The 25408-nt window shown below is 56.7% G+C and carries 24 protein-coding genes and 1 pseudogene; 12 read left to right on the forward strand and 13 right to left on the reverse strand.

Features of this window, described 5'->3' with window-relative positions:
- The first annotated feature begins 35 nt into the window (after positions 1–35).
- The gene (locus ACZ1HJ_RS09375; RefSeq protein ID WP_472722024.1) at positions 36–302 is read left to right on the forward strand and encodes a DUF6455 family protein; all 267 of its coding nucleotides are present in this window, start codon (positions 36–38) and stop codon (positions 300–302) included.
- A 5-nt stretch (positions 303–307) separates the two neighbouring features.
- On the opposite strand, the gene trhA is transcribed toward ACZ1HJ_RS09375, so the two are convergent.
- Entirely contained in the window at positions 308–949 is a 642-nt protein-coding gene (trhA, locus tag ACZ1HJ_RS09380; protein WP_472722025.1) for a PAQR family membrane homeostasis protein TrhA, read from the reverse strand.
- Positions 950–1183: 234 nt separating this feature from the next.
- The gene (gene rimO, locus ACZ1HJ_RS09385) at positions 1184–2566 is read right to left on the reverse strand and encodes a 30S ribosomal protein S12 methylthiotransferase RimO (RefSeq protein WP_472722026.1); all 1383 of its coding nucleotides are present in this window, start codon (positions 2564–2566) and stop codon (positions 1184–1186) included.
- Positions 2567–2671: 105 nt separating this feature from the next.
- On the opposite strand from rimO, the gene ACZ1HJ_RS09390 reads away from it, so the two are divergent.
- Positions 2672–4660, forward strand: coding sequence for an AsmA family protein (locus ACZ1HJ_RS09390; protein ID WP_472722027.1), 1989 nt, complete (start codon positions 2672–2674; stop codon positions 4658–4660).
- Positions 4661–4766: 106 nt separating this feature from the next.
- Entirely contained in the window at positions 4767–5546 is a 780-nt protein-coding gene (locus tag ACZ1HJ_RS09395; RefSeq protein WP_472722028.1) for an isocitrate lyase/PEP mutase family protein, read from the forward strand.
- Here ACZ1HJ_RS09395 and ACZ1HJ_RS09400 read toward each other — a convergent pair.
- Together ACZ1HJ_RS09400 and ACZ1HJ_RS09405 are read right to left on the reverse strand one after the other, a co-directional pair.
- Positions 5537–6385, reverse strand: a complete 849-nt coding sequence (locus ACZ1HJ_RS09400) for a PhzF family phenazine biosynthesis protein (protein ID WP_472722029.1) — start codon at positions 6383–6385, stop codon at positions 5537–5539. The two genes, ACZ1HJ_RS09395 and ACZ1HJ_RS09400, sit on opposite strands and share 10 nt — an antisense overlap.
- A 9-nt stretch (positions 6386–6394) precedes the next feature.
- The gene (locus ACZ1HJ_RS09405) at positions 6395–6961 is read right to left on the reverse strand and encodes a GcrA family cell cycle regulator (RefSeq protein ID WP_472722030.1); all 567 of its coding nucleotides are present in this window, start codon (positions 6959–6961) and stop codon (positions 6395–6397) included.
- A 129-nt stretch (positions 6962–7090) separates the two neighbouring features.
- Between ACZ1HJ_RS09405 and ACZ1HJ_RS09410 the strand changes: the two are divergent.
- Positions 7091–7893, forward strand: a pseudogene (locus tag ACZ1HJ_RS09410) (ABC transporter permease).
- On the opposite strand, the gene ACZ1HJ_RS09415 reads toward ACZ1HJ_RS09410, so the two are convergent.
- Positions 7890–8777: a DMT family transporter gene (locus tag ACZ1HJ_RS09415; RefSeq protein WP_472722031.1), complete on the reverse strand. Its 888-nt coding sequence runs from the start codon at positions 8775–8777 to the stop codon at positions 7890–7892. The pseudogene ACZ1HJ_RS09410 and the gene ACZ1HJ_RS09415 overlap by 4 nt on opposite strands.
- 270 nt (positions 8778–9047) lie before the next feature.
- Between ACZ1HJ_RS09415 and ACZ1HJ_RS09420 the strand changes: the two genes are divergently transcribed.
- The 5 genes from ACZ1HJ_RS09420 (at position 9048) to rpmB (ending at position 13749) form a co-directional block, all read left to right on the forward strand.
- Entirely contained in the window at positions 9048–10241 is a 1194-nt protein-coding gene (locus ACZ1HJ_RS09420) for an acetylornithine transaminase (RefSeq protein ID WP_472722032.1), read from the forward strand.
- Positions 10242–10291: 50 nt separating this feature from the next.
- Positions 10292–11218 carry an ornithine carbamoyltransferase gene (argF, locus tag ACZ1HJ_RS09425; protein WP_472722033.1) on the forward strand — a complete coding sequence of 309 codons (927 nt, stop codon included), beginning with the start codon at positions 10292–10294 and terminating at the stop codon, positions 11216–11218.
- Between the two features lie 40 nt (positions 11219–11258).
- A complete protein-coding gene (locus ACZ1HJ_RS09430) occupies positions 11259–11642 on the forward strand; it encodes a RidA family protein (RefSeq protein WP_472722034.1) in 384 nt (127 codons plus the stop codon).
- A 123-nt stretch (positions 11643–11765) separates the two neighbouring features.
- On the forward strand, positions 11766–13166 hold the full coding sequence (gndA, locus tag ACZ1HJ_RS09435) for an NADP-dependent phosphogluconate dehydrogenase (protein WP_472722035.1): 1401 nt from the start codon (positions 11766–11768) through the stop codon (positions 13164–13166).
- Between the two features lie 292 nt (positions 13167–13458).
- Positions 13459–13749, forward strand: a complete 291-nt coding sequence (rpmB, locus tag ACZ1HJ_RS09440; RefSeq protein ID WP_472722036.1) for a 50S ribosomal protein L28 — start codon at positions 13459–13461, stop codon at positions 13747–13749.
- A gap of 51 nt (positions 13750–13800) precedes the next feature.
- Here rpmB and ACZ1HJ_RS09445 read toward each other — a convergent pair whose 3' ends face one another.
- Entirely contained in the window at positions 13801–14505 is a 705-nt protein-coding gene (locus tag ACZ1HJ_RS09445) for an NAD-dependent deacylase (protein ID WP_472722037.1), read from the reverse strand.
- Between the two features lie 232 nt (positions 14506–14737).
- Between ACZ1HJ_RS09445 and hisD the strand changes: the two genes are divergently transcribed.
- Positions 14738–16042 carry a histidinol dehydrogenase gene (gene hisD, locus ACZ1HJ_RS09450; RefSeq protein WP_472722038.1) on the forward strand — a complete coding sequence of 435 codons (1305 nt, stop codon included), beginning with the start codon at positions 14738–14740 and terminating at the stop codon, positions 16040–16042.
- A gap of 6 nt (positions 16043–16048) precedes the next feature.
- Here hisD and ACZ1HJ_RS09455 read toward each other — a convergent pair whose 3' ends face one another.
- The 7 genes from ACZ1HJ_RS09455 to cysK form a co-directional block, all read right to left on the reverse strand.
- Complete coding sequence (locus ACZ1HJ_RS09455; RefSeq protein ID WP_472722039.1) at positions 16049–17485, reverse strand: ATP-binding protein; 1437 nt, start codon at positions 17483–17485, stop codon at positions 16049–16051.
- Positions 17486–17491: 6 nt separating this feature from the next.
- A complete protein-coding gene (locus tag ACZ1HJ_RS09460; protein WP_472722040.1) occupies positions 17492–18517 on the reverse strand; it encodes an adenylate/guanylate cyclase domain-containing protein in 1026 nt (341 codons plus the stop codon).
- On the reverse strand, positions 18507–18659 hold the full coding sequence (locus ACZ1HJ_RS09465) for a globin family protein (protein WP_472722041.1): 153 nt from the start codon (positions 18657–18659) through the stop codon (positions 18507–18509). Before ACZ1HJ_RS09465 ends, ACZ1HJ_RS09460 begins: the two co-directional genes overlap by 11 nt.
- The gene (locus ACZ1HJ_RS09470) at positions 18656–18877 is read right to left on the reverse strand and encodes a globin domain-containing protein (protein WP_472722042.1); all 222 of its coding nucleotides are present in this window, start codon (positions 18875–18877) and stop codon (positions 18656–18658) included. Before ACZ1HJ_RS09470 ends, ACZ1HJ_RS09465 begins: the two co-directional genes overlap by 4 nt.
- 113 nt (positions 18878–18990) lie before the next feature.
- Positions 18991–19119 carry a hypothetical protein gene (locus ACZ1HJ_RS09475; RefSeq protein WP_472722043.1) on the reverse strand — a complete coding sequence of 43 codons (129 nt, stop codon included), beginning with the start codon at positions 19117–19119 and terminating at the stop codon, positions 18991–18993.
- Between the two features lie 262 nt (positions 19120–19381).
- A complete protein-coding gene (locus ACZ1HJ_RS09480) occupies positions 19382–20800 on the reverse strand; it encodes a pyridoxal phosphate-dependent decarboxylase family protein (RefSeq protein ID WP_472722044.1) in 1419 nt (472 codons plus the stop codon).
- Between the two features lie 112 nt (positions 20801–20912).
- A complete protein-coding gene (gene cysK, locus ACZ1HJ_RS09485) occupies positions 20913–21983 on the reverse strand; it encodes a cysteine synthase A (protein WP_472722045.1) in 1071 nt (356 codons plus the stop codon).
- A 466-nt stretch (positions 21984–22449) separates the two neighbouring features.
- Between cysK and ACZ1HJ_RS09490 the strand changes: the two genes are divergently transcribed.
- Together ACZ1HJ_RS09490 and ACZ1HJ_RS09495 are read left to right on the forward strand one after the other, a co-directional pair.
- Positions 22450–24690, forward strand: a complete 2241-nt coding sequence (locus tag ACZ1HJ_RS09490) for an ATP-binding protein (RefSeq protein WP_472722046.1) — start codon at positions 22450–22452, stop codon at positions 24688–24690.
- Positions 24687–25397, forward strand: coding sequence for a response regulator (locus tag ACZ1HJ_RS09495; protein WP_472722047.1), 711 nt, complete (start codon positions 24687–24689; stop codon positions 25395–25397). The genes ACZ1HJ_RS09490 and ACZ1HJ_RS09495 overlap by 4 nt, the downstream gene beginning before the upstream one ends.
- The last annotated feature ends 11 nt before the right edge of the window (positions 25398–25408 follow it).

Raw genomic sequence — 25408 nt, forward strand, 5'->3', positions numbered from 1 at the left:
GGTAGCGGGCGTTTTCATCCGAAGGGAGTTACGAAATGCCGAACCAAAAGACATTGCGCCAACATGCTGATCTGATGGACCGAATGGCCACAACTCTTGGTCTCGATCTGGAAGAGACGATCATGGCAGGTCAATTGCAAATCGATACGTTGGGAGATGCGGTTCTGGCCTGCACGGGATGTGCAAATGCCAGTGGATGCGGAAAATGGCTGGCACGGCAAAAACCGCCAGTCGCAATGGCACCGGAGATGTGCCGCAATAGCGATTTGTTTTCACTGTTGAAACGCGGGAAATGCGTTTGACGAGATCAGCCCGCGACAGCCAAGGCCGTAGAAACCGCGAAGAAAACGCATGCGGAGGCAATCAGAACGAAGCCGTGCCAGATCGCATTCGCGTATCGCAAACCTTCCCACCGATAAAATACAACACCTGTCGTGTAGAGCAGCCCGCCGACCACAACCAGTGTCAGGCTATACACAGGTAACACGCTGGCCAGAGGCGCGAAGAGTGCCACGCCAATCCAGCCCAGGGCCACATAAGGCACCCACCCGGTTGTCATCTTGCCGCGCGCCGCCATCAGTTTTGAAATCGCGCCCGCAAGAGCGAGGGCCCAGACGAAAATCAACACCACATAGCCAAAGGTTGTATTCAAAACAACACTGAGCGGTGTGAAGGTTCCGGCGATCTTGAAGTAGATAGCCGCGTGATCAATTCGGCGCAAAATGGGCCGTGCGGGCGTGTAGGCCGCGATGTGGTAGGTTGCAGAGGCGGTAAGCATGGTCACCAGCGCTGCGGAATAGACACATGCAGCCCAATAGCTGGGTCCTGATAACTGCGCAGACAGGTTTTTGAAGATAAGACTTACGCCGATGAGAGCCGCCACAACACCCAGTACGTGAATTGCCACATCGGCAATACGCTCCGCTCTGGTGTATACTGGGTACGACATAACTAACCACAACTCCTGTTTACTTTTTACGCCAATTATCGACGTTCAGCCTAACGAATTTGTGTCAATACTTTGTTTCCGCAACGGCAACTTGTGGTTGGGTCAGTAAAAACAGGCATATCTAGTGTTGTGGACAACTCACGACAACAGGATTTACTGGCTCTCTTTACAGAGCGCACGCTCTTTTCCCGGGTGTGAAAAGAGAACCGCGTTGCTTGGGAATAAGCACGGATGTTAACCTTTGGAAGGGGTCAACACGCCCCACAGGTCGTATTCACCGGCTTCATCGACGGTGACGGAAACCATATCGCCGACGGACAGGTTTTCGGTATCAGCATCAATAAACAAATTTCCATCAATCTCCGGGGCATCTGCCTTGGTTCGGCAGGTGGCGATGCCGTCTTCGTCGATATCGTCCACGATCACGTCTTGCACTGAACCGATTTTGGCGGCCAGTTTTTCCACCGAAATGACCTGCGCTTTTTCCATAAAGCGATCCCAACGTTCCTGCTTCACCTCGCTCGGTACATGGTCGGGCAAGGCATTGGATCTGGCGCCTTCCACGTTTTCGTATTGAAAACACCCAACTCGGTCGAGCTGCGCTTCGTCCATCCAGTCCAGCAGGGTCTGAAATTCCGCCTCGGTCTCGCCGGGATAGCCGACGATGAACGTACTGCGCAGGGTAATCTCAGGGCAAATGTCTCGCCATGCCGCAATTTCATCTAGTGTTTTGGTGGCAGCGGCCGGGCGGGCCATTCGGCGCAATGTCTCCGGGTGGGCGTGTTGAAAAGGAATGTCCAGATAAGGCAATACCAACCCATCTGCCATCAGCGGTATCAACTGCCGGACATGTGGGTAGGGGTAGACATAGTGCAGCCTGATCCACGCGTCCAAACCGCCCAGATCACGTGCCAGATCGGTAATATGCGCCCGGTGCCCGCGGTCTTCGGCATGTTTGATATCGACGCCGTAGGCTGATGTGTCCTGACTGATGACCAGTAACTCCTTGACGCCGGCATCGACCAGTTTTTCGGCTTCGCGCATCACGGCATGGGCCGGGCGGCTGGCCAACCATCCCCGCATGTCGGGGATGATGCAGAACTTGCACTTGTGATTGCACCCTTCTGAAATCTTTAGGTAACTGAAGTGGCGCGGTGTCAGTTTGACGCCGGAGGATGGCAACAAATCCACAAACGGGTCAGGGCTGGGAGGCACTACCGCGTGGACCGCATCCAGCACCTGTTCGTATTGATGCGGACCGGTCACGGCCAGAACACGCGGGTGCGCGCCGGTGATGTAATCCGGCTCAGCCCCAAGACACCCTGTCACAATCACCTTGCCGTTTTCGTCAAGCGCCTCGCCAATGGCATCAAGGCTTTCGGCCTTGGCACTGTCGAGAAAACCACAGGTGTTCACGATCACCGCATCGGCACCGGCATAGTCAGGTGATACGCCGTACCCCTCTGCACGCAACCGCGTGAGAATACGCTCACTGTCGACCAATGCCTTGGGACAACCGAGCGACACCATGCCGATGGTCGGCTGACCCCGGCGTGTGGTTTCAGCGACACGGGCGCGCGCAAGGTCCGGGCGCAGATCTGGTGGATTGGAGCTCATGCCGCCGCCTATACATCGCGCAATTGCCCCGGGGAAGGGGAAAGCGGTTGTTGGGGGCGGGGCCGCACCCTACATTCCAATCAACGAGCGGTGTGGGAGCGTATCATGAAATGGATCATTCGCCTGATAGGCCTGGTGTTTGTGCTATTGGCCGTCTTTGCCGGAGCGTTGTTTTTCCTCCCCGGTGACCGGATTGCAAAAATCGCCGCCGATCAGATCAGCGCGATGACCGGTCGCCAGGTCGAAATGTCGGGTGAGACCAAGCTGAGCTTCTATCCCGTTCTGGGCATCAGCACGGGCAAGGTTTCCGTGGCCAACGCGGACTGGTCCGATGCCGGGCCGATGATGACAGCGGAAAGTTTCAAGATTGGTGTCGATCCCCGCGCCTTGGTGGGGGGCGATATTCGGATCACGGGCCTTGAGGCCGTTGGGCCATCCATCCTGATGGAACGTGCTGCAGACGGTCGCGTGAACTGGGAGCTGGGCGTCGAGGGCGTGGCCCCTTCCGGAACAGCCTCACCGGACAAACCGGCAGAATCGCGGGCTTTGGCCCTTACGCTTGACCGCGCGTTGATCACGGGCGCGACGCTCAACTACGTAGATCACGGCACGGGTCAGCGCACCACACTGGCGAATTCCGATTTTGACCTGCGCTGGCCCGCCTATCAGGGCGAGGCGACATTTGATGCGGTGCTGCGCCCATCAGGCGAGGTGGTTGAGATCAGCGGGCAACTGGGTACAGTTGCCAATTTCATTGAAGGTGGCGTTTCAGAGATGACCGCAACGGTCAACGCACCCGGCGGCAGTCTGAGTTTTGACGGTCGCGGGGCCACATTGCCCCAACTGACCGGCAAATTTTCGGCAAACCTGAAAAACACAGCACAGTTTCTGGCGGCTCTCGGCCTGAGCGGGATCGATATTCCCAAAGGGCTGGGCCGGGCGGTCACGGCATCGGGTGAATTGACCATCACCGAAGACATGAGTGTGTCGTTGCGCGACGGCAGCCTGCAATTGGATCACAACACGCTCAACATCGCGGCAGATGTCAGCATGGCGGGTCCCCGGCCCCGGATCAATGCGCAGCTGCGTGCCGGAGCGCTTGATTTCTCGGCGCTGGCCAGCGGCAACAGTACCGAAGGGTCTGGAGGCGGCTCTGGTGGCGGGTCGGGCGGTGCAACCACCACCGGAACGGCCGTCAGCACAGGCTGGTCAAAAGACCCGATTGATGTCAGCGCGCTTGGCCTTCTGGATGGGGAAGTCGCGCTTGTCGCCGAAAAACTTGACTTTGGCACATTCAATTTCGGCAAGACACGCATTCTGACGACCATCGACAATTCACGCGCCGTGTTTTCGTTGCGCGAATTGCAGGGCTATGGCGGCTTGGTCACAGGTCAGTTCGTTGCAAATAACCGAAACGGGCTTTCGGTTGGCGGCGACATGGCGGCCCAGGGCATCGATATGAAGGCGCTTATGACGGATGCCGCCGGCATCAATCGCTTCTCAACATCCGGCAATGCAAAGCTGAAGTTTTTGGGTGTGGGTCAGTCGGTCGATGCGATTATGAACAGCCTCCAGGGCTCAGCCTCGGTCAAGACCACGAACGGACATATCAGCGGATTTGACCTCGACAAGCTGATGCGGTCCGGCAACGGCACGGGCGGCACCACGGTTTTTGACAGCCTGAGTGCCAGTTTCATCATCGCGGGCGGACAGATGCAAAACAGTGACCTCTTGATGCCCATGCCGCTGGCGCGGGCGTCTGGGCAAGGGCGGATCGGCCTTGGACCGCAGGATATAGATTACCTCTTTACGCCCGCGCTCTTGGAGGGCGAGAATTCCAAAGGTATCGCCATCCCTGTGCGTATTCACGGCCCCTGGGCCAATCCACGGTTCACGCCGGACCTCGAGAAAGCAATCGATCTCAATCTCAAGGATGAGAAAAAGAAGCTGGAAACAAAGGCCAAAAAAGAGGTCAACAAACTGCTTGAAAAAGAGCTGGGCGTGCAAAAGAAAGAAGGTCAATCGACCAAAAGGGCAATCCGGGAAAAGCTCGAAAAAGACGCGGCAAAGGAGCTTTTGAAGCTCTTCGACTGAGCGTCTTTTTGCGCGACGCAGTAACGATTTCCGGAGATTGCCGTTTTGGGCTTTTGTTTCCGTCGCTCAGGCATCTTAACTGCGTCAAACAGCAAAGGTATTTGACATGACGCACTCCGACAAAACGCGCGCATTTAGCGCCCTTCACGTGAAATCTGATCCGATCATCCTGTTCAATATCTGGGATCCGGGCAGCGCCAAAGCCGTCGAAGCGGCAGGGGCCAAAGCATTGGCAACAGGAAGCGCGCCTGTGGCAATGGCCCACGGGTTTGCCGATGGGCAAAAAATCCCGCTGGAAATGATGCTGGACAATCTCAGCCGGATTGTCAGTGCAACAGATTTGCCGGTCACGTCAGATATTGAGGGCGGATATGGCATAGCGCCCGCGGAGGTGGCGCAAACCGTCACCAAAACCATTCGCGCCGGTGCAGTAGGGTTCAATTTCGAAGATCAGATCGTGGGAACCCATGACCTTTATGATAGCGCCGAACAATCCGCGCGGATCGCCGCGGCGCGTGATGCGGCAGATGCGGTTGTGTCCGACGTGTTTATCAATGCGCGAACGGATATTTTCCTCAAGGCCAAACCAGATACACATACCGATGATATGCTGAATGAAGCCCTGTCGAGGGCGACGGATTATGCAGCGGCCGGGGCCAGTGGGTTCTTCGCACCAGGTCTGGCGGATGAGGCGCTGATCAAACGTCTCTGTGCGGAATGCCCCATCCCAATCAATATCATCGCGCTACCCCATGTGCCCGGTCCTGCGCGGTTGGCGGAACTGGGCGTGGCGCGGGTCAGTTATGGCCCGGTGCCGTACAAACAAATGACCGCATGGCTGGAAAGCCAAGCAAGCGCAGCCATCGGGTACCGCGATCAGAGCTGAACTGCACCTTCGATGATAATTTGCGTGGCGCCGCCGATCAGGACGGACCCATCTGTGGTGGCCGATATATAGACCCGGCCCTCGCGCCCCATTTTCGTTCCCTGCGCCACCACGATATCGTGCGTCAGGCGGCCATCTTTGTGCATCCACTGTGCCAGAGCTGCATTCAGAGACCCTGTGATCGGGTCCTCATCCATGCCGCTCGAAGGTGACACATTGCGCACCTCGTAGTCGCATTCTGACCCTGCCTGATGCGCGCCAATAAGGCTCACACCCTGAAACGCGGGCCAACGCACGGCACTGGCATCTACGTCCAACACAGCCTGCGCTGTGGCGAGTTCCAACACCTGCCATTTCGGGCCATTTTCCAACAGGGCGGATCGAACCACATCCTGCGTCGCAATGCCGAGCGCTTGGCACAATCGCTCACGGGTATCGCGCGGCATCTGTGCGATGCGCGTCTCCGGGGCGACAAAAGCCGGGACGGCACCACGCATATCGATGGCCACAAGCCCAATGGCGCATTCTTGCTGAATGATATCGGGGTCACGCGGAATGCCACCGGTGTGGAGCCATGCCGCGCAACTGCCCAAGGTCGGATGACCCGCAAACAGCATCTCTTTCATTGGTGTGAAAATGCGCACCCTGTAATCCGCACGAGGGTCAACCGGCGGCAATAGAAAAGTGGTTTCCGCCAGATTTGTCCAGGCGGCAAAGTCCTGCATTTGTGCATCGCTCAAGCCGTCCGCATCCACTACGACCGCCAGGCCGTTGCCTTTGGTCGGCACGGAAGAAAAGACGTCACATTGAATGAAACGGCGCGCTCTCGGGGCGGCCATTTTGCACAATTACCGGCGGCGATCGCGGCGCGAACTCATTGGCTGAAACGCCACGCCGACATGTGCTTCGCAATAGGGTTTGCCTGCTTGCACTGGCAAACCGCAGAACCAGAAATCTGGTGTCGCTGGATCACCCACAGGCCATTTGCATGTGCGTTCTGTCAACTCCATCAGGTTCAGCTTCTTGGCCTTCTTCTCGATCTCGTTGACCTTGGCCAGCGCAGCCGGGTCAATTTCATTTGTCGAAGGTTGCGGCGGCAATGGCTGACCGGCCGGAATGATCGGTTTGATCCGCGTAACCGGCTGGGGTGGTGGTGCCGCGGATTCGGTCTTGGGCTGCGGCTTCGGCGCTGCCTTTGGTGCGGCCTTTGGCTTGGCCGTTTTGGCTGCTGTCTTGGCCTTGGCATCAGATTTGTCCGAGCCACCGCCATTACGGTTCGACAGACCCAAACGATGCACCTTGCCGATCACGGCATTGCGTGTCACGCCGCCCAGCTCCTTGGCGATCTGGCTGGCCGATTGGCCTTCGCCCCACATCTTTTTCAGAAGTTCTACGCGCTCGTCGCTCCAGGACATGGCCTGTTCCTTATCTCAAAAGGCGGCATCGATTTGCGTGCCGCCCTGTACAATTCCATCAGCGCTCTATTCTAGTCACTCACGGCTGAGTTACAAGGCATCGATTCGGGTTATACGCAGGCACATCACATGGCGAACGAATTTGAAATGGGCACACGCCGCTTCGGACGTGTCAACTGGCTGGGTCTATGGACTTTGGCACGTCGTGAGGTTCAGCGCTTTATGTCTGTGTGGACGCAGACCCTGATGGCGCCGTTGGTTACTGCGGCCCTGTTTCTGATGATCTTTACCATTGCCATCGGGCCGCGGCGCGGTGATGTGATGGGTGTTGATTTCACGACCTTTCTCGCGCCGGGTATCTTGATGATGACGGTCATTCAGAACGCATTTGCCAACACGTCCTCGTCGATCGTGATTTCTAAGGTTCAGGGAAACATCGTTGATACGCTGATGCCCCCCTCAGCCCGGCGGAGATGGTGTTGGGCTATCTCGCGGGGGGTGTTGGACGCGGTTTCGTGGTGGCCTCAGCTATCGGGGCCGGGCTTTGGGTATTTCTCGGGATTGGCGTGCAACACCCGCTCTGGGCGCTTGCGTTTGTGCTTCTGGGCGCGAGTTTCATGGGCGCATTGGGGATTGTCGCCGGGATTTTTGCCAACAAGTTTGATCAAATGGCCGCCATCACAAACTTCATCGTGACGCCGCTCGCGTTTTTGTCCGGCACATTCTATTCGGTCGAAGCGCTGCCGCCGGTCTTGCAACAAATCACCCATTTCAACCCGATCTTTTACCTGATCGACGGCATGCGATACGGCATGATCGGTGTCTCCGACAGTGCACCAGAATTGGGTTTGGTCGTTGTGACGCTGGCAACGCTGGCCATTGCAGGCTGTGCGTGGATGATGGTGGCGCGGGGCTATCGCCTCAAGGCTTAACCTTTGCGAACCAAACGCGCTTCCCGCCACGCCAACAGGGCGGCACCGCTTAGAATGATCGCAGAACCGACAACAGAAACCGTATCAGGCCAAACGCCGAAAACCGCCCAGTCATACAATGCCGAAAAGACCAGAACCGCGTAAAAGAACGGCGCCACGAAACTGGCATCGGCACGGGCCATGGCATTGACAAAACACGCCTGTGCGCCTGCCATAAGCACACCAATTCCTGCCAAAGCCGCCCATTGAGCGGTGTTAGGCCAAACCCAGACGAAACTGGCGGCAAAAGCCGCGATACAAAGTCCGATGGCGTTATTGACCAGAAGGATCTGAACAGGTGCTTCGCGCGCCGACAATTGCTTGATCAAGATCACTTCCGTGCCCAAAAGCACAGCGGATCCCAGGGCCAAAAGGGCGCCGGCCTCGAGTGCCCCGCCCCCGGGTCGCGTCAGGATGGCCGCGCCGAGCAGCGCGATGAGGGCTGCGCCCCACCGCACGGGCCCTACTTTTTCACCCAGAAACGGGATCGCCAGGATCATGGCAAAGACCGGGTTGAGAAAGCTGATCGCGGTGGCATCCGACAGCGGAATAAATGCGGCTGCGGCAAACATCAGTGTGACGCCGCCCCAACCGAGTGCCGAACGCGCCGTATGCATCCTGAAATTGGGTCGCGTGAAGGAGGGTCGGGCAATGGCCACAAAGCTTGCGATGGTTATCAACGCAAAGAGAAACCGCCCGAAACTGACCTGAAGTGCAGGAATTTCAGGCCCAAGAACGCCGGTACCCAATGCTTTTGCCAGCAACATTGTGCCCGCGGCAAATGCTGCTGCCAGAAGCGTCAACACGGCGGCCAAACGCGGGTTCTGTTCTTGAGTCGTCTTCATGGTCTCAGCCATGACCCCGTTGCTAGGCAACAACAACCCCCGAAACGTCACGCGTGGATTTTTTGCTTCACCTTGCGCCGCGAACCCGCTAAGTGGCGTGCATGATCAAACGCCAACCATACGCGATGAACCGACGCCGACGCCAAAGCGCCTGACGTCCCGCCTTTCGTTTGATCCCGCGCTGACCAAGCGCATTTTACCCCACCATTGTTGACTTGGCCGTTGCCCTCAGGCAATTCTGCGGCCTTCCTGACCAAAAGGATGCAAGACATGATCCCGTCCGTTCTGCCGACCTATAACCGTGCCGCTCTAACTTTTGTCAAAGGCGAAGGCAGCTGGCTGATCGAGGCAGATGGCCGCCGATTTCTTGATCTGGGCGCCGGGATTGCCGTGAACGCTTTGGGGCACGCGCATCCGGCATTGGTCAAGGCGTTGACCGATCAAGGCGCGGCGTTGTGGCATACGTCCAACCTTTACAATATCCCACAGCAGCAGGCGCTGGCGGACAAGCTGGTTGAACACAGCTTTGCAGACACGGTGTTTTTCACCAATTCCGGGACAGAAGCTTGTGAGCTGGCTGTTAAAATGGCACGTAAGCATTTCCATGATGCCGGGCATCTGGAACGCACGGAAATCATAACCTTTGAGGGCGCGTTTCACGGTCGGTCCTCGGCGGGTATCGCGGCGGCGGGTTCGGAAAAGATGACCAAGGGTTTTGGTCCCTTGCTTCCGGGGTTCACCACGCTGCCTTGGGGCGATCATGATGCAATCACTGCAGCGATTTCCGATACGACTGCCGCGATTTTGATCGAACCCGTACAGGGTGAAGGTGGTATCCGCCCAGTGCCCGATCAATGCCTGAAGGGGTTGCGCGACCTTTGTGATCAATACGGCCTCTTGCTCATCTTTGATGAGGTGCAATGCGGTATGGGCCGTACGGGCCGTCTGTTTGCACATGAGTGGGCGGGCGTTGACCCCGATATCATGATGGTTGCCAAGGGTATTGGTGGTGGATTTCCCTTGGGTGCCGTGCTGGCCAATGAACATGCGGCCAGTGGCATGACCGCTGGCACACACGGCTCTACCTATGGCGGCAACCCATTGGCATGTGCTGTGGGTTGCGCTGTTATGGATGAGGTTACAGCGCCCGGGTTTCTGGCGGATGTAAACCGTAAGGCGGGCCTGCTGCGGCAAAAGCTGGAGGGGTTGGTGGCTGATCATGCTGACGTGTTCGATGCGGTTCGCGGATCAGGCTTGATGCTGGGGCTGAAGTGCAAAGCGTCCAATATGGATGTGGTCAATGCAGGCTACCGCGCTGAGGTTATCACAGTGCCTGCCGCCGATAACGTGGTCCGGTTGCTGCCGCCGCTGACATTGAGCGAAGAAGAGATCACTGAGGCTGTTTCGCGATTGGCCGCTGCGGCTTCGGCGGTCAAAGCCGCCGGTGCAATTGAAACGGCCTGAATTCCCGGCTGATCCTTCCAAATTTAGACTAGTTAGAAGCGACGTGTTCCATGAATCATTTTCTAGATATTCACAAAACTCAACCCGATGACCTGCGGTCTATCATCGATCAGGCCAAGGCCATGAAGGCCGCACGTCTGGGCCGTCCACGCGGCACGGCGGATGACGATCAACCTCTGGCCGGTCATGTGGTTGCTTTGATTTTCGAAAAACCCTCAACCCGGACGCGTGTCAGTTTCGATGTGGGCGTTCGGCAGATGGGGGGCACAACGATGGTGCTCAGCGGTACAGATATGCAGCTTGGCCATGGCGAAACCATCGCCGACACGGCCCGCGTGCTGAGCCGCTATGTTGATTTGATCATGATCCGGACTTTCGACGAAGCTGTTTTGATGGAAATGTCGGAATATGCTGATGTTCCGGTGATCAACGGGCTGACCGATCGGACACATCCCTGTCAGATCATGGCGGATGTCCTGACCTATGAAGAACATCGCGGGCCGATTGCTGGCAAAAAAGTGGTGTGGTGCGGAGATGGCAACAATGTATGCGCTTCGTTTTTGCACGCGGCTGCGCAGTTTGAGTTTGATTTGACGTTTACCGGTCCTGCCCAGTTGGATCCAGAGGCCGAATTCGTAGGGCTGGCCCGCAAGGCCGGGCGGACAATCACGGTGGAGCGCGACCCGTTCAAAGCCGTTGAAGGAGCAGACCTTGTGGTGACAGACACCTGGATCAGCATGCATGACAGCCAATCCGCCAAGGAGCGGCGTCATAACATGCTGCGCGCCTATCAGGTGAATGAGGATTTGATGGCCGCCGCCAAACCGGATGCGGTGTTTATGCATTGCTTGCCTGCCCACCGCGAAGAAGAGGCCACATCTGCGGTCATGGACGGCCCGAATTCCGTGATCTTTGATGAGGCCGAAAACAGATTGCACGCGCAAAAGGCCGTGATGCGATGGTGCCTGGGTGTTTGATCTGGCACCCGAGACGTGCTGAGCAAGAGAGGACCCAAAGATGGTGATTAAACGCATCAATGCAGAAGACGGGGCTGAAGCGGCGGGCGCGTATGTTCAGGCGCTTGAGGTTTCGGGCACATCGCGCCGGCTCTACATCAGCGGGCAGGCACCGATGACGGCGGATGGTCATGTTCCGGAGGGCTTCAAAGCGCAGGCCGAAGCCGTTTGGCACAACATTCTCGCGCAATTGCACGCGGCCGATATGACCGCCGAGAACCTTGTGAAAGCCACGACATTTCTGGTGGACCGTAAACACCGCGATGAAAATCGCGACGTGCGTCAGGCCATGTTGGGCGGTCACACATTCGCGCTGACCGTCGTTTTGGCCGGTATGTTCGAAGAGGGGTGGTTGCTTGAAATAGATGCGATCGCAGAGAAATAACACTGGCTGAAACATGCGGCAGGAGACCGGCCTATCCGAACGGATATCACCCGTGGCGCGGCGCTTGCAAATCCCGCAGCAGTCCCTAGCCTGCAGATAGCAGAACAGGTCACAGGGGTTTTCATGTCCAAAGCACAAATCGGGGTCTATGGCTTGGGCACAATGGGCAGTGCTCTGGCGTTGAACATGGCTGACAAAGGCTTCCGTGTGGCTGTGACCAACCGTGAAACCTCATGGATCAGCGATTTCATCGCCGAGGCAGGCCCTCTGGCTGAAAACCTTTTCGCACATGAAGAGCTTGGCGACTTTGTGGGCGCGCTGACCACGCCGCGCGTGATTTTATTCATGATCCCGTCGGGCAAGCCGATGGATATGATGATCGAGGCTATTGCGCCGCTTCTGGCGCCCGGCGACACGATCATCGACGGGGGAAATGCCGATTTTCACCAAACACGCAGGCGTTCAAAGGAACTGGCCGACAAAGACATACACTATGTCGGCATGGGGGTGTCGGGCGGTGAAAAAGGAGCGCGCCACGGTCCTTCGATGATGGTGGGTGGCACAAAACACAGTTGGACCCAATTGCGTGATGTCCTTCGCGCCATTGCTGCCCGGTTTGAGGGTGACCCTTGTGTCGACCACCTCGGACCCGACGGCGCGGGTCATTTCGTCAAGACCGTGCATAACGGCATTGAATACGCGGAAATGCAGGTCATTGCGGAGATTTACGGTCTGCTCCGGTATGGGTCCGCGTGGACGCCTGCGGATATCGGCAAGATGTTTACCCGGTGGGATCAAGGGAAGCTGAAGTCATACCTGATTGAAATTACGGGGAAAACACTCTCTTTCGAGGACCCGCAAACCGGTCACCCCATGGTGGATGTGATTCTGGACGCGGCGGGTCAAAAAGGTACTGGGCGCTGGACGGTGGTAGAGGCAGTCAAGCTGGGCCAGTCGGCCAATATGATCGAAGCGGCGGTCGGCGCGCGCAGTTGGTCGTCCGAAAAGCAAACACGTGTCACGGCGCAAGACGTGCTTGGTGGATCACGCGGTGCGCTGGACCTCAGCGAGGCGGAATTGTCGGACGCGTTTCTGGCGGTGCGAATTTTGGGATATGCACAGGGTTTCCGCGTGTTGGCCGCGGCCTCGCAGGAGTTTGAATGGGATCTGAATTACGCCCGTATTGCAGAGGTCTGGCGCGCCGGATGTATCATTCGCTCGGCGCTTTTGGATGATATTTCAGAAGCCTTTGACGGTGACTTGCCCGCGGGACAGCTGATGTTGGCGCCCAAGCTGGTGGCAATGCTGGAGTCGGGCATTCCCGCGTTGCGGCGGGTGGTTGCGGCCTCGGTAACGGCGGGGCATGCGGTTCCGGCAATGGCTGCGGCGCTCAGTTGGTTCGACACAATGCGCCAAGGCTACGGTACCGCCAATATCATTCAGGCGCAGCGTGATTTCTTTGGTCACCATGGGTTCGAGCGTCTGGGTGAAGAGGGCAAACATCACGGTCCGTGGTGGACGTAACAGTTGTCAAAATGAGTGCGCTGAAGCGCACGCTCGATACCTCGTCGTCGGGCCTGCGGCCTCCTCTTCGGTACATGTGGCCAGCGCGATGACAAGGTGCTGAGCCGGTTCTGTTTGGTAGGCCTGCAAAAGGGGTGCTGATCAGCCGGATAATCGCTACAGAATCCCTTGACGACCGAAGGCTTTGAGCCTAAAGACCGCAAACGGAATTCGGGGCGCTGCGCGAAACGCACGCGCCCGTTTGTATTGAAGAGGGCCGCATGCGCCCTGGACCCTGGAAGAGGATGACCCCATGTCGCGCCGCTGCGAACTGACCGGAAAAGGCCCGATGGTTGGCAACAACTCCAGCCACGCCAACAACAAAACACGCCGTCGGTATTTGCCGAACCTGAACGATGTGACCCTGCAATCGGAAACGCTGAAGCGCGGTATCAAGCTGCGTATTTCGGCCGCAGCCCTGCGCAGCGTTGATCATCGTGGTGGTCTGGATGCGTTTTTGGCAAAAGCCAAAGACACTGAACTGTCGGCCAATGCGCTAAAAGTCAAAAAAGCAATCGCCAAGGCCCAAGCAGCCAACGCGTAAGCGAATTTCAAACGAAGACCGCAAGGCCCTGCCAAAACGGCGGGGCTTTTTTTATGTGTCGGTTTGTGTGGCGAGTATCTTGTCGACCCAAGCGGGTACAATGCGGGTGGCGGGGCCGTGGTGCACTTCGGAGAAGTCGCGCACATTGACCGAGGCTTCGAGGTTCAGTTCAACCGTGTGCGCGCCTGCACGTCCCGCATGTTGACCAAATGCGGCCGCCGGATAAACATTGCCTGACGTGCCAATGGCGGCAAAGATGTCCGCTTCATCCAGATGCGCCCAGATGGCCTCGGACCAATAAGGGGTTTCACCAAACCAGACGATATCTGGACGGGTGGTGGGGGCCGCGCATGAGGGGCAGGGATCACTAACGTGCATTTCCATGGGTGCGGGCCATCGATGCCCGCAGGTCGCACACAGCGCACCGGTCAGAGCACCATGCATGTGGATCACATCGGGTGAGCCTGCGGCTTCATGCAGGGCGTCGACGTTTTGCGTAATGAGCACAACCTCATCTTTGTAGTCGCGCGACAGGCGCGCCAAAGCGCTATGCGCAGCGTTTGGTTTGACAGTGGCGGCCTTGGCACGCCGGGCGTTGTAGAACCGATGAACAAGCTCCGGATTGCGCGCGAACGCCTCGGGTGTCGCCACATCTTCGATGGCATGCTTTGCCCAAAGACCATCGGCGTCGCGAAACGTACTCAGCCCGCTTTCTGCCGATATACCCGCACCGGTCAGGATCACGATTTTTCCCATGGGCCACCTTTTTTACCCTGTCTGACAGGAATCGCATCGATTTGGACAAAAGAATACCAGTCTTCACTGGAAAATAATGTGCGGGTTGATTTACCTCGTACGGTCAATTGCCTCGCAGCTTCGGGAAATCCGAAAGGGGAATTCGGCGCTTGAAAAAACCGATGCCATCGCCATGAGAACCACTTGCCCGGCCCACGTATCAGGCGCATTTGAGAGGGTAAGGAGTACGCATATGCCAATCTCATGCCTCAAAACAGCCCCTGGACAGCCGCCCCAAACGGCAGCAGACATTGCCGATACCGTACAGGTGATGCTGGCGCGATTACGCACGGGTGGCGCACAGGTTGCGTTGGAATACGCGCGGCAATTGGATGGTTGGCAGGGTGAAATCACCGTCTCCAAAGCCCAAATCGAGGCGGCGGTGGACCGCGTGCCTGATGCGCTTAAGGAAGACATCCGGTGGGCGCATGAAAACATCTCGCGCTTTGCCGCCGCCCAACGCGCGACCGCACAGGACATGGAGATTGAATTGCGCCCCGGTCTGGTTGCCGGGCAACAGCAGATTCCACTCTCGGCCACCGGGTGCTACGTCCCGGGCGGAAGATACACGCATATTGCATCTGCGCTCATGTCGATTGCCACGGCACGCGAAGCCGGGGTCGCTGATATCACCGCCTGTTCACCGCCCAACGGGTCAGACGGCATACCGGATGCGATGCTGTTTGCGATGGATTTGGCCGGGGCCACGCGTATTCTGGCGATCGGCGGCGTGCAAGGTGTTGCGGCCATGGCGTTTGGTATGTTTGGGGCACCTGCGGCGGATATTCTGGTGGGGCCGGGAAATGCCTATGTGGCTGAAGCAAAAAGACAATTGTTCGGACCCATAGGTATCGACATGTTCGCAGGCCCGACAGACAGCCTGGTGTTGGCGGATCGCACGGCAGATGCGGAAACCGTTGCTGTCGACCTGATCGGTCAGGCAGAACACGGCGCGAATTCACCGGTTTGGCTCGCCACCACTCACAAAGAACTGGCAGATCAGGTGGTGGCGCGCATTCCTGCGATCATTGCAGATTTGCCCGAGCCGAACCGCAGTGCCGCCGCCACCGCATGGGCCGATCTTGGGGAGATCGTCCTGTGCGACACGGCAGAAGAGATGGCGCAATTTGCCGATGACAAGGCGCCCGAGCATTTGCATGTGCAGGCGGAAGATCTGCCATGGTGGCGAGACCGTCTGCGCGCCTACGGGTCGCTTTTTTTGGGTGAAGAGACCACCGTTGCTTTCGGCGATAAGGCAGCTGGTCCCAACCATGTGCTGCCAACATCCGGCGCCGCACGATACACGGGCGGCTTGAGCGTTCATAAGTTTCTGAAGACGGTGACGTGGCAACACGTCGATGAACGCTGCCTGCCAGATCTGGCGCGTGTCACAGCCAGTCTGAGCCGTGCAGAGCGGATGGAGGGGCATGCCCGGTCTGCTGATATCCGGTTGGAGCGGTTTGCGCTGCGGACGGAGCGGCAGGCAAACAGCATCTAACACGACCTAAGATGCCAACGGCAGCTCGACGATGAAGGTTGCGCCTTTTCCAGCCTTGGAGTCGAGTTGGATGCGGCCTTTGTGCGCCGCAATGATCCGGTGGCAATAGGCGAGGCCGACGCCCGTTCCTTTGCCGACCTCTTTTGTTGTGAAGAGCGGGTCGAATATGCGCGTTTTCAGCGCGTCCGGCACACCCGGTCCGTTGTCGGATATCGTTAAACGCAGTGTCGTATCGTCATGCGTCCCGTCGATAGTAATTCGATCGCCGATTTCCGCATCCCGAATGGCATGAACCGCATTCGTAAGCAGGTTGATCACAACCTGCATGAGCTGCACTTCATCCGCTGTCACATCTGGGCAGTTTTCGGGCAGCTGAGAGGTGAGCTGAATACCAAGCGCTTCGGCTTCGCCCTGAATAACCTCTTGTGCTGCATGGATTATTTTTCTGGGTGAGAGGGGCTGTAGGTCGAGCGGTTCCTGTCGTGCCAGTGACAGGAATGAACGCACAATCCGGACGCATCGGTGGGCCGCCAGGGATAGTTTGTTGACCCTCTTTTCAAGTGGTGAATTCTCCAACTCTTCTTGCAGGATTTCCGCGTTGCCGACGATGATAGACAGGGGATTATTCAACTCATGCGACACGCCGGCCAGAAGTTCACCAAGGGCCGAAAGTTTTTCGGATTGGAACAATTGCTCTTTCTGGCGATCAAGCTCGCTGCGCACCGCCAGATCGTCCGTCAGGTCTTCGATGTTAGCAACGATCACATCCTCGCCATGGTAATCAATCAGACGGGCGGAGATATCTGCCGGAAAGGCTTGTCCCTCCGCGCTCAGACAGGTCACCCGCATGTTGTCGACGCGGGCATCCGGTAGCAAAGCGGTCACAAAATCTGCACGCTCTTCGACATGGGCGAAATGCGCAAAACTGCTCTTGGCAACCCCCAGCAATTCCGTCGCCGAAGGCGAACGATAGAGGATCATACCGTCGGCCACTCGCGACATTGTCAGGCTGGTTGGGCAGGCCTCCAGCACCTTGCGCAACAGCAATTCCGCCTCGCGGATAGCGTCAGCCTCACGCAGACCAACTGCGCCCGCAGACTGGGTCATCGCAAATCCACCATCCGACGTTTGCGACAATTGGATACTGAAGGCCGCGCCGCCGGCCACTGGCATTTGAACGGCTTCAACCCGTGTATTGTCGTCCAGACGCGCTTCGGTCTTGCTCAGCAACAAGCTGACAGGTTGAGGCATGGCACCACGGTTGACGGCCTCGTGCAAAAACATTCCCCATGGCGTCCCCGGCTCCAACATATCTGGCAATGCCGGGTACATGCCACGAAAGCTCGAATTGGTGGTTGTCAGCTTCGCATCCGCGTCAAAGAGCGCGACCCCGTGATCGATCAGATCAAGGGCTTCCTTTAGAATATCCGGGTCGCGGGTCATGCGATCTCAGCCATCCGCAGCGGTCGCGGTGGCATCCTCGATCAGGATAAAGTCACCCGTTTGCCAAGGGCTTGCCGTGAATTTTTCTGATACCAGCGAGCCAAAATGGGCGTTGGAAAGCACCGACATTGGCCCGGCTTCAGACCGGTGCAAAACGGCGTCGCTGACTGTGGGGCCGAACACATCATAGATGTAGTTCTGATTGCCGACGACGGAACCGATCACCGACCCGCTGGCCAAACCTATCCTGGCGCTCCATTTGATCGGGTGCGAGGCATTCCGCCGTTCCAGATAACGCAAAAATCGCACGGCAGAGTTGGCCACGGCCATTGCGTGATCTTCGTTCGGATCCGGAACGCCGCAGACCGCTACATAACTGTCCCCATTGGTGCGAATGCGTTGGCAGGCAAACTGCGCACCAATACGATCAAAAGCACTGTAAATATCGTTCAGATCGCTCAGGATAACCGCAGGTTCATGCTCACCCAACAGGGCATTAAAGCCGATGAAATCCAATGCCAACACGGAAACAGGATCAAACAGGCGCGGAGACACAACGCCGAAGGTTTTGTATTCTTCATAGGCCGCACGGGGCATCATGTTGAGCAGCAGTTTTTCCACCTGCTCCTTCTCGCGCTTGATCTCGTGGGTGTTGCGTTCGACCATCATGGAATAGGAATCAATCATTGATTCCAATTCCTTAATCCGTGTGATGTTCTGGCAAACCAGAACGGCAATATTGCCAGTTTTGTCGTCGGCCCGGTTGAATTCCATCGCAACTGTCATGCTGCGACGGCGCAGTTTGAAGGAGGCCTCCGTGGTCAAATGCCCGCCGGCTTCCATTTCGCGCACCAATTCATCCATCGCGATGTCCGGAAAGACATGCGTCAGCCGGGTGGACGGATCTGGTTCACCGAACCATTCGTTGAATGTATCATTTCGAAACCGAAAGGCCTGGGTTTCCAGGTCGATCAGGGCCACACCTACGCCGATGGCGCGCAGCAGTTGCTCGTTTATGGCTTCAATCGACATGTGGCGCCTCGGTCAAAAGCGCGCGCCGGGCCTCAAAAGCACCTACAATGGTTGTCACATCAGCCTCTGAAACGTCAAACTCGGTCAAGACCTCGCCGACGATTGTTTTCAAACGGTCAAAGTGATGATTTTCGATGGTCATGCTCTGATGCGCCCGCGCAATATGCTCATCGGTAAATGAGGCAGGCCCCCCATCAGGGATGATACAAACTTGGTCTGATGATCAATCAGGCGCGGCAGGTCGACATGATCGAAAAACGGCCCCACATCATCATCTTCCAATAGCCGGTCATACAGCTTCAAAACTATCCGGCTTACGGCAGAAAAACCGCCGTATTTGTCAAAAAGTGACTTTTCCATTCGCCCCTCGTGACGGTTTGGACCGTCTTTAAAATTTGGCTTGGTTACCAATGCAGCGAGATTTATGCAGGATTACTCAAGCCGGTCAATGTTTGTGATCAGGTCCACATGGCTCAGATCATGGCTGCATCAAACCCAATGCGTTCAAAATAGCCCTGTTTCGCCTTGGGTCGCGACCGGCGCACCTGCGCCAACGTCATGTCAGAAAAAGCGTGCTGGTTTGAGTTTCTAAAGCGTGCCATTTGGGTTGTCCTTTCCAGTTTGGTTCATGCCATTTCTGGCCTTTGTGCGGAGCTCTGGAACGTCTGGTTCCGATAACTCCTTCCCTGCAAAAAACTTACCAAGCCGATGTTTCAGCTTGCGGTCTGCAAACGCGGCATCGTGTTTCAACTGTTTCAGGTGCAAACAAGCCGGACAAGGGCCAGTTTCCGCACTGAAAAACCCCGCCGATGGTATCGGCGGGGTTGACGGGAAAAGCAGACTAATCCGAGAAAAACACCGTTATCACGCAGCGCACAGATCCGCCCAGAGCGCCTTAATGCGCACTGCAAGTTCCTGCATGTGCTGTGGCCCTACGTCTTGATTGATGACCGAAACCCGCAATACGCACCGGTCCTGCCATTGTGCGGTGCGAAACAGATATCCCTCATCCGCGTTCAATGCGTCGGCCATGGCCTGTGTTGCAAGGTCGGTATCTGCCTGTCCATGCCCACGATCAAACGAAACAACCAGTTGGTTCAGAACAACGTCATTCAGAACCTGCACGCCGGGTAGTTGACGCAGCTTGTAGTCGAGCAAACTGGCACAGTTGCAATGGTTGTGAACCATATCGGAAATGCCATCGCGGCCCAAAGACTTCAAAGTGGCCCAGACAGCAAACCCCCGGGCCCGGCGCGACAATTCGGGGTTGTAGTTTGTCGCGTTACGGCCGTCGCTCTCACCTTCCGGCAAGTAGCTGGCCGAGATATTCATGGCACGGCGATGCGCATCTTTGTCCCGAACAATGGCAAATCCGGCATCAAATGGAATTTGCAGCCACTTGTGCCCGTCCGTTGACCAGCTGTCTGCGCGGTCAATCCCATTGGTCAGGCTTCGCGTGCTTGTGCTGGCCCGCGCCCACAGACCAAACGCCGCGTCGACATGCAGCCACGCGCCTTCTGCTTGCGCGATATCCGCCAGAGCTTCGAAGTCGTCAAACGCGCCCGAATTGATATGCCCTGCGGTGGCGATCACGATTTTGGGTCCGGATATGTTAGCCATTGATGTGGCCAGTTCCTCGACGATGATCCGCCCTTGGTCATCGGCGCCAATTTCCTTGATGTTGCGTTTGCCGAAGCCCAGATACCGCAATGCCGCACGGTTAGACACATGCGTGTCTTCCGACAGAAAGACAGTGATCGTTGGTGCAAATTGCAACCCGGTTTCCGCGATGTCGTATCCCAAACGCCGCAGAACCTCGTCACGCGCAGCAGCCAATCCGATAAATCCGGCCATTGTCGCGCCGGTGGTCAGACCAACGGATGCGTCCCGCGGCAGATCGAGAATATCCAGCATCCATTCGCAGGCCACTTCTTCGGCGGTGGCTGCGGCAGGCGAACATTGATAAATGCCTGCGTTTTGTCCCCAGATCGAGGTGAGCCAATCGGCACCAACGCCCGCGATGTTGGACCCGCCCATGACCCAGGAGTAAAATCCAGGCTGTGTAGAACCCACAAGCCCGGGTTCAGCCGCCTTGATGAGCTCGGCAATCACTGTCTCTGCGGCTTGTCCCTGGGCTGGCAGGTCGCCGCCAAAGGCTTGGTGCAGTTCCGCGTGACTGGCTGTGGCGTGCAAATTGGTTTTGCGTTCCCGATATGTCGAGGCATAGGCGGAGGCCGTTGCCAGAGGACCATCGAGGGCGGGGAAGGCGTGAATATGTTGCATTTCTAAAATTCCTATCTGGCTTTTTGAGACGGCAGAATTCTCCAGAAGGGCCTGCCAGAACATTTGATTGGGGAGGACGGGCAAAGCGCAGTTGCCTTGCCCGGTCCAATGATCAGGCCGCTGCGGCCGGTACGGGTGCTGGGTATTGAGCATTCGGTGTCGAGTGCGACAACGTCTGTTCGTCTTCTGTCATCTCGGCCGGAATGTGCTCGAAGAGCGGCGTTGAAAGGTAGCGTTCTCCGGTATCTGGCAGCATTGCCAGAATTTTCGATCCGGGCGCTGCAGTTCTTGCGACATCCAGCGCTGCGGCAAAGGTCGCGCCGCTGCTGATCCCGCAGAAGATGCCCTCTTTACAGGCCAGTTCGCGCGCCTGATGCAATGCATCCGGTCCGGTGACAGGGAGCATCTGATCGATCAAGCCTTGCTGCATGGATTGATGCGCGAGGTCGGAAATGAAATCGGGTGACCATCCTTGCATCGGATGCGGGTTGAAGGCCACATGGCTGGTTGCGGCGCTGCCATCGTCGTTGAAGGGTTGCACCATGCCGCTACTCATCAACTGAGCATTTTCAGGTTCGGCGACGACGACTTTTGTTTTGGGGCTTTGTGATTTCAACACGCGGGCAACACCAGTCAGCGTGCCGCCGGTTCCGAAACCGGTGACCCAGTAGTCCAATTGGTTTGCGCCAAAGTCATGCAAGATTTCCTGAGCCGTCGTACGGCTGTGCACGTCAGTGTTTGCGGGGTTTTCGAACTGTCGTGACATAAACCAGCCGTGCTTTTCCGCCAGTTCGCGCGCCTTGGCAACCATGCCACTGCCCTTCAGGGGGGCCGGTGTCAGGATGACTTTCGCCCCCAGAAAACGCATCATTCTACGGCGCTCAACACTGAAGCTTTCGGCCATGACAACAACAAGCGGATATCCTTTTTGCGCGCAAACCATCGCGAGGCCAATGCCCGTATTGCCGCTGGTGGCTTCAATAATCGTCTGGCCGGGTTTCAGCGATCCATCGCGTTCGGCGGCTTCAATCACGCCAAGGGCCAAGCGGTCTTTGACAGACCCCATAGGGTTGAATGCTTCGAGCTTTACAAAGAGGTCAACGCCCTGGGGCGCGAGGTTGTTGATTTTCACAATCGGCGTGTTGCCGATGGTATCGAGGATGGAGGCTTTGATCTGTGACATGTGAGTACCTTTTGGTAGGGTTTTTGTATGAGGTGACCGTGAGTGGAAATTATTGGATCGACGCAGCCAGAACACGGCGCCATGTGCGGCTGTTCGTCAGCCCGCCGGACGGAACCTCATTTGGGTCGCATCGGAAGCGGCGCATATTGCCGAACACTGAGTCAGACTGAGGTAAGCTGTGTTTCATTGGTTTCGTCTTTCCGTTGTGCGGCAGTTCCGAAAGAGCGCCGCGTTGCTGATGCCGCTTTTTTTGGAAGACGCGTGTTGCAATCGGATTTCGTGACAAACGGTTTTGTGTTTCAGCTTGGAAACGGAGAGATCAATTCTCGGAAATTAAAATTATGAAGCTAATTCAGATGCTTGAGGGCGAACTAGGGGAATTGAGTGTATGCGTCGCTGTTACAATTGAAACAAAACACTGACGGATTGAAAACGAGTTGAAACACTCGCAAATTAAAAAATGCCTATGAGTAATCGTTCAGATAGCACCGCCACGCTCGACGTTCCTTCCGCCGATCTTTTGGTCGATGCCATCGAAGCGTTGTCGGAAGGCATGGCCATTTACGACGCGGAAAACCGATTGGTGACGTGCAACCAACGCTACCGCGACATGTTCCCGATGATCGCGGAACTGATTCAGCCCGGCGTTCTCTGGCATGATCTTTTGCGGGCGGGGGCCGAACGGGGACAGTATGTGGCCGCGATTGGCCGGGTGGAGGAATGGTTGGAAGAGCGTTTTTCGCACCAAACCCCGTTTAATCAGCAGCTTGAAGTCGAACTAACGAGCGGTGAGGTCTACGAAGTCCGGTTCAGCACGACCCGGCAAGGTGGATTTGTTGTCACCAACACGGATATTTCTGAGCGTCGCAAGGTAGAGACTGTCGCGCGTGAGCGGGAAACCATCCTTCGCACGGTTCTGGAAACAAGCCCGATGGCGGTTGTCATGGGGCGTCTCAAGGATGGCCGTATCCTCTATAGATCGGCGAGCGCGATATCGTTATTCGGGGACAAGCAGACAGCCATTGAGCATTATGCTGACCCGGCGGAGCGGGAGGCCTATGTTGCCAGGCTTATGGAAACCGGCGTGGCGGATGACTTTCGCATTACGATTATCAATGCCGATGGCCAGCCTGTAGCAGCATCATGTTGGGGGCGCGTGATCGAATTTGACGGCGAGCTTTACGTCGTCAGTGCAATTGTGGACATGAGCGAACGTCAGGCGCAGGAGGATTTGATCCGACGCGTTCTGGAGGCGTGTCCGGCGCCCATTCAAATGACCAAGGCTGACACGGGTGATGTGCTGTTTACCAGCCCCGAGACGCAAACGCTGTTTGGGACCCTGGACAAGGCCAAGCAGTTTTACGCAGATCCGAAAACCCGGGAACGGTACCTGAAACAGTTACGCGCCAATGGGATGGTATCGGAGTTCAAGGCCGAATACGTGAACGCCAAGGGCGAAGAATTCTGGGGCTCGGTTTCGGCGCGCATGATCCGATACAACGGCGAAGATGTGATCGTTTCGCACACCCGCGATTTGACCGAACAGATGGCGATCGAAGCAGAGCTTTCGCAACAGCGCGATCAGCTCTTTCAAAACGAAAAAATGTCTGCGATGGGCGAACTTCTGGCCGGTGTGGCGCATGAATTGAACAACCCGCTTTCTGTAGTTGTCGGCCATGCGCTGATGTTGCGTGAAGATTGTGATGACCCAGATGTCTTGCACCAGGCGGAGAAAATAAGCAGTGCCGCAGAACGTTGCGCCAAGATCGTCAAAACTTTCCTGACCATGGCACGCCAGCAGCCTGTCAAAATGCACCGGGTTGATATCAATGAAGTTATTCAAACGGCCGTAGACGTGGCGCGGTATAGTGATGCTGAGCAAGGCCAGATGATCGACTGTCAGCTTAGCTCCGAACTTGGCTTGGTCCACGCGGACCCGGATCAAGTGACACAGGTGGTTATCAATCTGATCCTGAATGCCGAACAAGCGATGCGCGACAGTGATACTGGCACAAAAATTCTCGTCAGTTCACGGCTTTCAAATGCCGCGGATGGAGTTGAAATTCTGGTCGAAGACGATGGGCCGGGCATCCCGGATGACATACGCGGTCGGGTTTTTGAGCCGTTTTTTACGACCAAAGAAGTGGGCACGGGAACCGGCATCGGCTTGGCCTTATGCCACCGGATCGTGCAAACCCATAATGGACGGATCACAGTCGGCAAGGGCCGCGATGGTGGTACGGCCTTCAAGATTTTCCTGCCATTTGAGACGGATCAACCCACAGTGCCGGTTGCCAAAACAGCCGAAACCGAAGCACCGCAATCGGCCCGTATTTTGATATTGGATGACGAGGACGACGTGGCTGAGCTCAATGCCGAAATCCTCGTCAGAGGGGGCTATGAGGTGGACGTCTTTGACCAAGGTGATAAGGCCTTGGAAAGCCTGCAGCATCACGATTATGCTTTGATCATCAGTGACCTCAATATGCCGGGGTTGGATGGGCGTGGTTTTTTTGAAAAGATCATTAAGGAGTATCCGCAGATGGTTGACCGTATCGGCTTTGTCACGGGCGACACAATGGGCAGGTCCTCGCAGAGTTTTCTGTTAGAAGCCGAACGTCCCTACATCGAAAAACCCGTTTCACCCAAAGAGCTACGCGCTTTTGTCGCGGGCATCCTGTCCGATGCAGAAAAGAGCAACGCATGAGTGCGGCGACAACCATACTTGTATGTGACGACGAAGCCGATGTGCGCGACATGCTGCAGGAATATCTGCGCAAACGCGGGTTTGAAACTCTACCAGCCTCGAACAGCGATGAGTTGCGAACTGCGTTGGAAGCATCAGAAGTTGACCTGATCCTGCTCGATATCAATATGCCGGGCGAAGACGGGCTGACGACACTCCGGTCATTACGGTCAACCAATCAGGTGCCCGTTGTGATGCTCACCGCGGCAGGCGAAGTCATCGACAAAATTGTCGGGCTTGAAATGGGCGCTGATGACTATCTTGCCAAACCAGTGGACCTGCGTGAGCTGGAAGCACGGATCAAAGCCGTGTTGCGCCGTAAGGCGGAACCAGCACAAGCGCCCGCCAAAGCAGAGACACCTGATACGGCGAAGTTTGGCGCGTTTACACTTGACCTAACCGCGGCGAAGCTGATTGCCGAAAACGGGGAAGAGGTGGCCCTGACCGCCATGGAATTCAATCTGCTCAGCCTGTTTGCCCGCAATCGTGGCCGGGTTTTGAACCGGGACCAGATCCTCGAACAGGCCCATGATCGCTCCTGGGATCCGTTCGACCGCAGTATTGATATCCGCATTTCGCGCCTGCGTCGCAAGATCGAACCCAATGCGCAAAAGCCGCAGATTATCAAAACCGTCCGCGGGATCGGCTACATTTACGATCCCGACTGAGGCTGCCAGTA

It is taken from the genome of Roseovarius sp. JB2-10, from assembly GCF_055693585.1.